The sequence below is a fragment of the Schlesneria sp. genome (assembly GCF_036405755.1).
Lineage (GTDB): Bacteria > Planctomycetota > Planctomycetia > Planctomycetales > Planctomycetaceae > Schlesneria > Schlesneria sphaerica.
This window is the reverse complement of sequence record NZ_DASWWZ010000336.1, coordinates 1-10,762: the sequence shown is the minus strand read 5'-3', so window position 1 is coordinate 10,762 and position 10,762 is coordinate 1. Positions and strand designations below refer to the sequence as shown.

Genomic DNA, 10,762 nt, shown 5'->3' with positions numbered 1-10,762 from the left:
GAGTTTTTTGTCGACGACGTGGTCCGTCAATCCCGCAGGCGTTTCCCGGTGAGTTTGAGGAATAGTCCTTCCAGATTCGATTGCTGAGTTTCCACCCGCAAGACTTGAACGCCTGATTTTTCGAGCTTGTCCAGGGTGGCGCGCAACCGTGTTCCCAGATCGTGTTCGTCATGGGGTGAATGAGGGTTGGTCATCGGGTGGCTTCCGTCGCGGGCCGTGGGATTTTGTCCGTTTGTTTTTGCGAGGTTCCCGACAGATGTCCCGCCCGAGACAATGACGGCGGGTTCATTGTCGTTACTGACGCCCACGCGTGCTAAATCCCCGAGTTCGGCAGCAACCCCGTCCGTCCGATCCACGTACAGGAAAACATCGGCGGACATCCCCGACAGCAGGCTGTGAATCGAGTCGTTCACCAGCACCACCCCTTGATCGATGATCGCGACCCGTTCGCAAATCGACTGGACTTCTTCCATATAGTGACTGGCGTAGATCACGCCCACGCCGGCGGCCGTCTGTTTACGAATACAGTCCATCAGTCGCGCACGCGATTGGGGATCGACCCCCAGAGTCGGTTCATCCAGGATCAGGATCTGCGGCCTCTGCATCAGTGCGATGCCAAAATTGAGCCGGCGCTTCATGCCGCCAGAGTAGTTTCCCGCTTTCCGGCGAGCGCTCTCTGTCAGACCAATCTCTTCCAGAACTTCGCTGCAGCGCTGGTCCAGTTCTTCGCCTCGAATTCCGTAGAGATTTCCGAAGAACTTCAAATTGTCCAGACCGCTGAGTTCCTGATAGATGGCATATTCCTGGGGAACCAGGCCAAAGACCCGACGCAGGGAAAGATCTTTCCCGTCGAAGTGTTTTCCATTGATTCGGACTTCGCCACTGGTCGGGGTCAGCAGCCCCGCCATCATCATCATGGACGTGCTTTTGCCCGCTCCATTGGGACCCAGCAGTCCGAGGACTTCCCCACCCCGGATCGAGAAGCTGACGTCCTTGACGGCAACGTGCGTTCCGAACTGCTTCTGCAGTTTGATCGCTTCGACCAGAATTCGGGAAGGAGGGGCCACGGCGCCAAGTGATCCCTCAGACTCGGCGAGTCTGTGCGACTGCGGGGAATCCGAAGTATTGTCCGTCAAGCGTCGCCTCACAGATGGGTGGTTTCGACACGACCTCGTTCAGAGGGTTCCAATCATGATAATATCTGCGCCGATGAGACGGAGCCATTGACACGCGACGAAGAAATCGTCGAAGTCGGACATTCTCTGCGAAACTCTTTCTGAGTTCGGTTGATCGAAGGCGGACAGGCATCGTACCGTACCCGTTCAAAATTCCCTTGATTCCTCTGGTGGAACTACGATGGTCGTCAATCGAATGAACCGTTCAGCGGTTTTGCTTCCCGTGCTCGCGGTCCTGTTGCTGGCGGGTGTCTGGCTGGGTGTATTGCCACGGTCGGGGGCTGACGCAGACACGCTGGTCGTCTACTGTGCCCACGACCGGATCTTTGCCGAAGATGTTCTGAACGAGTTCTCCCGCCAGACAGGAATTCAAGTTCAGACGCGATATGACACAGAAGCGACAAAATCGCTCGGGTTAATCAATCTGATTGTCCAGGAAGCGGCGCAGCCTCGCTGCGATGTTTTCTGGAACAACGAACTGCTGGGGATGGTGGAGTTGCAGCAGCAGGGCTTGCTTGAGGCTCATCGAGGGGCTGCGTGGAACCGTATTCCCGAGCAGTTTCGCGACCCCGAGGGTTATTGGGTCGGATTCGCTGCCCGATTGCGTGTCATCATCTTCAATACGAGTCAGGTCGCCTCATCAGAAGAGACCTTCAGTACGCTGCTGGGGCTGGAACCGGCCCGCGTCGCGATGGCGAAGCCGCTGTTCGGTACGACGCTCACTCATTACACCGTACTCTGGCACTTGTGGGGGGGCGAACGTCTGAAAGACTGGCACCGTGATTTGCGGATGCGGGGCCTGCGCGAAGTCGATGGGAATGCGGCTGTCAAAGACATCGTCGCCCGAGGGACTTGCGATGCCGGATTAACAGACACCGATGACGTGTTCGTGGCGCTGGATGACGGGTTACCCGTCGAGATGCTTCCCGTTCGCATCTCTGCCGTCCCGCCTCAATCGGATCACCAGGCCGTTCCTGCCGAGAATTCGCCGACGGCGACACAGTACCGCACGGTCTGTATTCCGAACACGGTCGGAATCATTAAAGGAACCGGCCGGCTGACCGCCGCGCAGCGACTGGTTAATTTTCTGGCGTCTGCCGAAACCGAATTGGCACTCGCCAAATCAAAAGCACGGCAGATTCCTCTGGGCGAAGTAAATGCCGAACTGATTCCCGCAGAGGTGCAGAAGTTGACGGAGTGGGCTCGCGACGGGGTCGATCTGCGAGGCCTGCTTCCCGCCCGACGGGAATGTCTTGAGTGGTTGAAAGCGGAGTACCTGAAGTGAAACAGGGTGCTGCATGAGTCTCGGGTGGGCCTGCTGGTGGACACTGGTTCGGACATGCGTGCTTTGCTTGTGTGCATGGCCCATCTGCATCGGCGTTGAACGCTGGCTGCGTCAGGTGTCGGATCGGTGGCGTCCCCTGGCTTTCGGCCTGGTGCTCGCACCATTTCTCTTTCCGGAACTGCTGGTGGGTTACACGTACCGGGGGCCGGCACTCTCGTCGTCGCGCGCGGCGGAATGGCTCTGTACGGGACTGTTGCTGCTGCGGATTGTTCCGATCGGCGTGGTGACGCTACTTGCCTCACCGCCGGGACTGGCCAGTGCTTCGGCCCTTTATTGCCGATGGATGCTCGTCCGACAGAGCGGGTTCTCGCTGAGAGAGCTGGCACGTCTGCTCGCCTGCATCTGGAACGACCCGGTACGGCGAGTTCTGCCCGCCCTGGGGCTGATGGCCCTGGTTGCGTTCCAGGAGTTTGAACTGGCGGCGCTGCTGCAGACGGCGAGCTGGACGGACTGGTTCATCGCTGCCCAGCGCGTCGGACTCGACCGAAACGCGATGCTGGCTCAGTCGTCCTGGCCCGTCGTGATGCAATTGCCGCTTGTTCTGGGAATCGTGAACTGGGCCGTCCACCGGCAGACACCTCACGTGGAAGCGAATCACGAGTTCCGTGTCTCGGCCCGGAACCACGGAATGGCATTGCTCTATCTGGCTGTGGCCCTGACGGGGGGATGTCTGATTCCCCTCATTTTTCTGGGATCAAATCTGCTGAGCGGGTTACGGCTGATCCTGGTCCAGCGCACGCAGTTGCTGGGACTCAGCCACGAGGTTGTGATCGCGGTGGCGATCAGCCTGACTGCAGGATTAGCGACTTGGGGGATGAGTGGCCGGTTTCTGCGTTCACAACAGGGTTCGCGGTTCGTTCGGATCGGCGTGCAGGGGGTGCTGTTACCGGGGCTGGCGGGGTCGCTGCTGCTCAGTCTTGCGGTCTCGCGCTTGTTTCAGCAACCCTGGTTTCGTCCGTTCTATGATACGCCGATTCCCTGGGTGATCGCTGTGACGGTGTGGTTGTTCCCTCGAGCGGTACTCGTGCGACTCTGGCTGGAAGCGACTCAGTCGGGTGAGGGGCTTTACCTTGCGAGCCTGTTGACAAACGGAGCGGGGCGAACGAGTGCATCCATGGAATCCCCTGCGGCAGCTCAGGCCGAGATGCCACATCCGACGAGACTGGCGGGAAGTTTAGCGTTCCGACTGCGTGATCAACCCCGTTTGCTGGCGATTGGCCTGCTGTGCTATTGGGCCTATCTCGACCTGTCGACCGCGTATCTACTCGCTCCGACCGGAATGCCCTCGGGCCTGGTAAGGCTTTATAACTTCATGCACTTCGGACGGTCAGCGGCGCTGTCTGCCGAAGCGTTCGCATTCTTCGGGATGCCGATCGCCTTGCTGTGTCTGGCGATCGGCATCATGCGACTGTTTCGATCGTAGCGGACAGACTCCCGCGACATCGGGTGCGGGAGGTGACCACGGGAGGTGACCACGGGAGGTGAACACCGAACAGACGCAGCACACGTGCGTAAGCGTGCGCTGCGCCGGTCCGCCTGACGATCAGAATACTTCGGTATGCTGCGGGCGGGGTTCTGGCGACTGAAGGTCGAGTTCGATCAGCCGGCCTCCCCGTTTCCAGGCGGGGGGGCCATAACCGCCCCAACCGCTGACACGTCCGTAAGCCAATTCGATACCCTGCCATTTGCCGTGATAATTGTTGACATGGTCATGGCCGCAGAAGACCCCCACCACCCGGCCCGAGGCCGAAAAGTCCTGAAAGGACTGGCCGGTGTCACTGTCGAAGCAAACCTTCTCGGCCTTGTCCCCCTCTGCCTGTCCCGACTCGAACAAGTCGTGATACTCCTTCAACGGAATATGAACGAAGACCGTGATCGGAGATTTGACCTGTCGCTGGGCATCTCGTTCCATCTGAGCTCGGAACCACGCCAACTGCGGGTCAGAGATACGGCGATCACCGGGTGCGTAGCCGACCTGAAAGAAGAACAGGGACGCTCGCGGTTGAGGGTTATCCTTGTCCATGATGTCGTAGCGGTAGCAGTAATGGCGTCCGGTGGCTGCGTCGTGGTAGCCCTGAAATCCCCGTTCCATTTTCTGCCGGATGTCGTCGAGCGGAAGGGAGCCTTCTGCCTGTTTGACCGGGTAGTCATGGTTTCCAAAGCAGAGGGTCCAGGGAACCTGCAGGCCGTTGAGAATGTCCATTCCGGTCCATTCCACCGGTTTCGATGAATCGTTGTTGACGAAGTCGCCGGTGTGAATGATGAAGTCGGGCTTCACGCGGTCGACCAGTCCCCGCAGCATTTCCTCCGTTGCCTTGTTGGTTCCGTCGCCGGGATGGAAATGCGTGTCTGCCAGTTGGAGCAGTCGGACGGTCCGTGGTCTGCTGGGGGTGAAGAGTATGTCGAGATGATCCGTGGATTGGGGCCGGATCAGCAGATCACCGAATCGCTGCTCTTTCTCTTCCGCCTTGCACGAGTTCGCCAGCGAACCGCTCAAGAGGGGAAGGGATGACAGTGCGACCGACTGAAGGAAAGTACGTCGTTGCATGAGTGCGAATCTCGGCTGAAGGCACGCGGTTCTGACCGACTCGAATAAGAGTCACAACAGGCCACGACAGAGTATCTCAATCGACACGTCAGTTGAAGTATTTGTTGAGGCATGACGCTGGGTGGAGTCCTACCGCCCAGACGAACTGGTTTTCCAGCGATGGATGCGTGCGCGGCTCCTGCGGGCTGCGTTGCCTTCCGGGGTGCTCGGCGAATATCGTGCGAGTCGGGAGCGAAGGAACTTGAGGTTGCCTGGATTGCCAATCCACTCGATGTGACATCCTGACAGCGACGGTCTGCTTTTTGCACAGGGTGACCCGTTGGTCTCGCAAAGGATCTAATCTGCGGGATCCAAGCGATCTATGGGATCCGAACTGGGCAACAACGGCGACATAAGGCGGAACTGTAAAGAAGGGCGATTAGATGAAGTCGATCTTGTCGGCGATGATGTGTCTGACTGTCCTGTTCTTAAACCCGGGTTGGCTGCACGCCGCCGATGCGGAACCGGATCCTCGCCCGAACATTGTCTGGATTATTGTCGACGACATGTCGGCCAACTTTTCCTCGTTTGGCGAGAAACTGATCGAGACACCTCATGTTGACCGCCTGGTTTCGCAGGGGACCAAGTTCGAACGCTGCTTCGTGACCGCCCCCGTCTGTTCTCCGTGTCGATCGGCCTTGATTACCGGCATGTATCAGACATCGATCGGAGCGCACCATCACCGCAGCGGCCGAGGGACCGAGAAGATTCTTCTCCCTGCAGGCGTTGAGCCAGCACCCCTGATCTTTCAGCGAGCGGGTTATTTCACGACGATCAGCAGTTGGCCGCAAAAAGACCAGGGACTTGGCAAGACGGACTACAACTTCGAGTGGGATCGGGGAATTTACAACGGAAACGACTGGAGCGGCCGTGCCAAGGGGCAGCCGTTCTTCGCTCAGATTCAACTGCAGGGTGGCAAGCTTCGTCATAATCATCGCTGGAACGAAATCGCACAGCAGGAACTGGGCAGTTTGACATCCCCGCAGGCTGTCAAACTGCCACCTTATTATCCTCGTGATCAGGTTCTCCTTGATGATTGGGCACAGTATCTGGATGCCTGCCGGCATACGGATAAGCAGGTCGGTCAGGTGATTGAGCGACTGACGCGCGAGGGGCTGCTCGACAATACAATCATCTTCTTTATGACAGATCACGGTATCAGTCATGCGCGAGGTAAGCAGTTCCTCTACGACGAAGGGATTCACGTCCCTCTGGTCATCCGGGGGCCTGGCATCGAGAAGGGCAAAGTGCGAGAAGACCTGGTAGAGCACATCGATCTCGTCGCCACTTCCCTCGCTCTTGCCGGACTTGCGATCCCCGCGACAATGCAGTCGAAGGATCTTCTTGCGAAGAACTATGCTCCGCGTCAGGCCGTCTTCAGTGCGCGAGATCGCTGTGACGAAACTGTCGATCACATACGGGCAGTGAGAACGGAGCGGTTCAAGTACATCCGCAACTTCCTGCCGCAGCGGCCTCATCTGCAGCCGAACCGGTATAAGGACAACAAGCCGATTGTCCAGAAGTTGCGCGAACTGCACGAAAACCAGCAACTCGATGCGCTGACAGAATCGCTGCTGTTCGCCCCCACCAGGCCTGCTGAAGAACTTTATGATCTGGCTGCAGATCCCCATGAACTCCGCAATCTGGCGGACGATCCTGCTTACGCTCAAACACTGACGGATCTCAGACTGCGACTGGAACTCTGGATGACCGGGACAAATGATCTCGGACGTACGCCCGAAACCGAAGCGATGTACGACAGCGATATGGCGAGTTACCTGGGCGGGGAGGGAGCCCGGGAGACCCCTCAGCGACAACTCCTGCGAAAGAATATCGAGCTGATGAAAGCCTGGAGACAAGAGGGGAAGTAGCCTGCTGAGTCCAATCGTTTCCCTGAGGATCCGCTCGTTCCAGGGCCCCCGATGGAAGTCATACGGATCCGCGGTGATGATCTGTGTCGGTCCCGGTGGTAATCGATATGGCCAGACGGTATGAATTCCAGCAGCCTGATCGTCCCGTTCGAACCCGCAGGCCCCGGACGGAAAGTCATCCGTTGGTTGCGGTGAATCACGCCACCGAAAGAAGAGAGTTCCCGAATGTTTCGTGTGCTCGAAGTCACAGCGGAGGGACAGGTATCGGTCACCGAAGGGATCGACAAGGTCGGTCCCCCTCCGCCCGGTGTCTTGCGCTGGATCGATCTGGAAAAGCAGGATGAAGCGCAGCTCGGGGTGCTCGCACAGCGTTTCCACTTCCATCCACTCACCATCGAAGACTGTTCCCATTTCGATCAGCGGCCGAAAATGGAGGAGTACGGCGATTATCTGTTTCTTGTTACCCATGGCTTTCGTCTGACGGATTCGATTTCAGAGCCGCTGGATACCCTGGAACTGCACACATTTCTGAACAGAGACTACATCGTTACGGTCCATGTCGAGCATATCGCACCCCTGGAAACAGTCTGGTGCCGACTGAAAGGGGATGGGGCGCTCTTCAAACGAGGGGCCGATTTCGTCAGCTATCTCGTCGCCGATGCGATTGTCGACGGTTTTTTTCCGTTGCTGGATGATGTGGCGGCCCAGGTGGAAGAGGTGGAGGATCAGGTGCTGGGGGGGAGTCACAAAGTGGAAATGGCTGACATCTTTCGCCTGAAACGGCTGCTGGTGGAATTGCGGAAGGTTCTGTCCCCCCAGCGGGATGTGTTTGCGCTGCTCGCGAAGCGGGGTGACGGTCGCATTGGCTCGTCCACGGCGCTCTATTTCCGTGACGTGTATGACCATGTCCTGCGCATCCATGAACGGGTGGAAGGGACACGCGATCTGCTGGGAAACGCGCTCGATGCGTATCTCTGGTCTGCGTCGCAGCGGACGAATGAGATCATGAAACGGTTGACGCTGTTGAGCGCGATCTTCATGCCGCTTTCTTTCATTACCGGCTTCTGGGGGCAGAATTTTGAGGGGCTGCCGACGAAGTCGAATTCGATGATGAACTTCATGCTGGTCAGTTGCGCGGTCATTCCCCTGGGAATGATTTATTATTTTCGTCGTAGCAAGTGGTTCTGAACCGTCTGAAGTGAGACCTTCCAGTCTGGAGTCAACGACCCGTGACGGATTTACAGATCGAACAAAAGCCGAACCGCTGGACAACCTTTCTGGAAATGCATGCCCTCGACGGGATGCTGCTGGCGGTGCCGATCGCCTTCTTGCTTCGGTTCGTCCCTTCGCTCAAGAATGAGACGCTGCTGTTTGTGGTGACGTGTGTCGCCATTATTCCTCTGGCAGGCTGGATGGGGCGCGCGACAGAGCATTTAAGTCATCGCGCCGGACACGGCGTGGGGGGGCTATTGAATGCTACATTCGGCAACGCGGCGGAACTGATTATCGCTTTGATCGCCCTCTCGAAGGGCTATATCGATGTCGTGAAAGCGTCGATCACGGGATCGATTATCGGCAACATTCTGCTCGTTCTCGGGGCGGCGACGCTGGCGGGGGGCTTACGTTACGAACGACAGACGTTTAACCGTGCAGGGGCGCGCATCTCGACGACGTCGCTCGCACTGGCGGCCATCGGTCTGATCATACCGTCGGTCTTTCACATCGCCGCTGCCCAGCATCCCGGCGGCTGGACCCCTGAGGCAGAGCAAAAGTTGTCTCTGGCGATCGCGTCTGTGCTGGCGCTCACCTACATTTTATGGCTGGTCTTTCTGCTGGTCACGCACCGCGGGCTCTTCTCGCCCGAGCACCACGGTGATGAAGCCGCGACTGAAGAGTCAGAAACGCCGTGGTCGCTGCGCAAGTCGATCGCCGTGCTGGCGGTTTCCACACTGTTCGTGGCGATCATGAGCGAGTTTCTGGTTGGCTCGGTTGAAGCGGCACGCGAATCGTGGGGAGTGACCGAGGTCTTTGTCGGGGTCATCATCGTGGCGATCATCGGCAACGCCGCAGAACATTCGACGGCCATCCTGGCCGCCTTCAAGAACAATATGGACCTGAGCCTGGGGATTGCCGTTGGTGCCAGTATTCAGATCGCGCTCTTCGTCACGCCCGTGCTGGTGTTTGCTTCGTACTTTTTTGCGAAGCCGATGAATCTGGAATTCTCCATGCCCGAGATCGTCGCCTTGACACTCGCCGTCTGGATCGTATCGGTGATCAGCGGTGATGGTGAATGCAATTGGCTCGAAGGAGTGCAGTTGCTTTCGGTCTATCTGATCCTGGCGATTCTGTTCTTCTTCCTGCCTTGACCAGCAGCGATGGCGATGCGAGTCGATGCTCTCTTTCGGTCGTGTCGGCAAAAATCCGCGGAATGCGATTGGCTTTCCCGGGAAGTGCTGGTTAGGATTATGTCATTCCGTCTTTTTTGTGGTCATGTCTAACCGATTTCCGCCAGGATCCGCCGTGTTATGGTCCCTTGAGACAGTATCGCTATCAGGGCGTCGGTCTCCGCGACTGGACCGCGTCTCGCTAGCGATTCCGGAAGGAATCACGGCTGTGCTGGGGCATTCAGGGGTGGGCAAGACGTCGCTTCTGAACCTTCTTGTCGGGTTTGAGACACCCTCTTCCGGGAAGGTGCTTTTTCAGGCGGACGTTCCCGCGGCAGAACTTCCCCTCTTCTGGGTACCCGCCAATCATGGCTTGTGGCCTCATCTGAGTGCGCGAGATCACCTGCTGACCGTGATGCCAGCCACGCAACGGGACCCCACGGGACGAGCAGACGAACTGCTCGCCCGGTTTGATTTAACAGAGCAAAGTGATGCGACTCCCGGATCGCTCTCGCAAGGGGAGCGGTCACGGCTCAACGTGGCGCGCGGTCTGGCGTCCGAGGCAAAGGTGCTCGTGATGGACGAACCGTTGGCTCACGTGGACTCCGCTCGGTGTGGCTGCTACTGGGCCGCAATCCGCGAACATTGCCAGGGACGAGGGACATCGCTGGTGCTGGCGACACACCTGCCGGATGTGGTCCTGCGCGAGGCCCAGCACGTGATTTGCCTGGGAAAAGGTGTCGTCACTTATGCAGGTGACGTGATGTCGCTCTATCACAAACCACCTACTCGAGAATTGGCTGAGCTGCTGGGACCCTGCAACTGGCTGGCGTCCGAAGACTCGCAACGATGGCTGAACTGCGAGGGACCACGGCAGACTGAGGGGGAAACGGAACGTTCGCTGCACGTCTCCATTCGGCCCGAACGGATCACGGTTCAACCTCACGACGACAGTGCGTTGATTGTCGAGCGATCGCGGTTTGCGGGTGCCTCCACAGAGGTCGATATCCGGGACGAGCGATCGGGGACTGTGCACCCTTTTGTCGTGCGGTCTCAGGGAAGTACCGACATTCAACCGGGGCAGCGAGTGGTCCTGCATCTTTTGCAGGTTCTGTTACTGCTGCTGTTCTTGCCTGGTTGTCTGTTTGATACGTCGCCGATCTTGCCGGTGAAAGCCGAGTCAACCTGGCAGATGCCCCCTGACGGTGCGCGGGTTCCCGCTCCACGAGGGATGACCGTTTCTCCGCAGGACGAATATCTGGTGCTCGATAATGCGGGGCGCGTACTGGTGTTCGATGGCGAGGGGGATCTCCAGCGACAATGGTGGATGCCGGAGTACGCGATTGGTAAGGCCGAAGGGATCTGCGTCCTCAAGGATGGGCGCATCGCCGTGGCCGATA

8 protein-coding genes are annotated in these 10,762 nt (G+C 58.2%); 6 read left to right on the top strand and 2 right to left on the bottom strand.

Features of this window, described 5'->3' with window-relative positions; all coding sequences use genetic code 11:
- Positions 1 to 26 precede the first annotated feature (26 nt).
- Positions 27 to 1,067, bottom strand: a complete 1,041-nt coding sequence (locus VGE80_RS11675) for an ABC transporter ATP-binding protein (protein WP_373649086.1) — start codon at positions 1,065 to 1,067, stop codon at positions 27 to 29.
- A 289-nt stretch (positions 1,068 to 1,356) separates the two neighbouring features.
- Between VGE80_RS11675 and VGE80_RS11670 the strand changes: the two genes are divergently transcribed.
- Complete coding sequence (locus VGE80_RS11670; RefSeq protein ID WP_440592792.1) at positions 1,357 to 2,460, top strand: substrate-binding domain-containing protein; 1,104 nt, start codon at positions 1,357 to 1,359, stop codon at positions 2,458 to 2,460.
- 13 nt (positions 2,461 to 2,473) lie between these two features.
- Complete coding sequence (locus VGE80_RS11665) at positions 2,474 to 3,943, top strand: hypothetical protein (protein WP_373649084.1); 1,470 nt, start codon at positions 2,474 to 2,476, stop codon at positions 3,941 to 3,943.
- 120 nt (positions 3,944 to 4,063) lie between these two features.
- Here the strand turns inward: VGE80_RS11665 and VGE80_RS11660 are convergent, their stop codons facing one another.
- Positions 4,064 to 5,068 (bottom strand): metallophosphoesterase, encoded by a 1,005-nt coding sequence (locus VGE80_RS11660; protein ID WP_440592791.1) that lies wholly within the window; start codon positions 5,066 to 5,068, stop codon positions 4,064 to 4,066.
- 422 nt (positions 5,069 to 5,490) lie between these two features.
- Between VGE80_RS11660 and VGE80_RS11655 the strand changes: the two genes are divergently transcribed.
- The 4 genes from VGE80_RS11655 to VGE80_RS11640 all read left to right on the top strand — a co-directional run.
- Positions 5,491 to 6,978 (top strand): sulfatase family protein, encoded by a 1,488-nt coding sequence (locus VGE80_RS11655; protein WP_440592790.1) that lies wholly within the window; start codon positions 5,491 to 5,493, stop codon positions 6,976 to 6,978.
- Positions 6,979 to 7,203: 225 nt separating this feature from the next.
- Positions 7,204 to 8,166: a magnesium/cobalt transporter CorA gene (gene corA / locus VGE80_RS11650; RefSeq protein ID WP_397568632.1), complete on the top strand. Its 963-nt coding sequence runs from the start codon at positions 7,204 to 7,206 to the stop codon at positions 8,164 to 8,166.
- Positions 8,167 to 8,207: 41 nt separating this feature from the next.
- Positions 8,208 to 9,344, top strand: coding sequence for a calcium/proton exchanger (gene cax / locus VGE80_RS11645; RefSeq protein WP_440592789.1), 1,137 nt, complete (start codon positions 8,208 to 8,210; stop codon positions 9,342 to 9,344).
- A 154-nt stretch (positions 9,345 to 9,498) separates the two neighbouring features.
- Positions 9,499 to 10,762: ATP-binding cassette domain-containing protein (locus tag VGE80_RS11640; RefSeq protein ID WP_440592788.1), on the top strand; the 1,264-nt coding region annotated here is incomplete at its 3' end.

Bases quoted from the DNA above. Each gene is read 5' to 3' on its own strand.
- VGE80_RS11660 (WP_440592791.1), bottom strand. From the start codon at position 5,068: ATGCAACGACGTACTTTCCTTCAGTCGGTCGCACTGTCATCCCTTCCC.
- VGE80_RS11665 (WP_373649084.1), top strand. From the start codon at position 2,474: ATGAGTCTCGGGTGGGCCTGCTGGTGGACACTGGTTCGGACATGCGTG.
- corA (WP_397568632.1), top strand. From the start codon at position 7,204: ATGTTTCGTGTGCTCGAAGTCACAGCGGAGGGACAGGTATCGGTCACC.
- VGE80_RS11655 (WP_440592790.1), top strand. From the start codon at position 5,491: ATGAAGTCGATCTTGTCGGCGATGATGTGTCTGACTGTCCTGTTCTTA.
- VGE80_RS11670 (WP_440592792.1), top strand. From the start codon at position 1,357: ATGGTCGTCAATCGAATGAACCGTTCAGCGGTTTTGCTTCCCGTGCTC.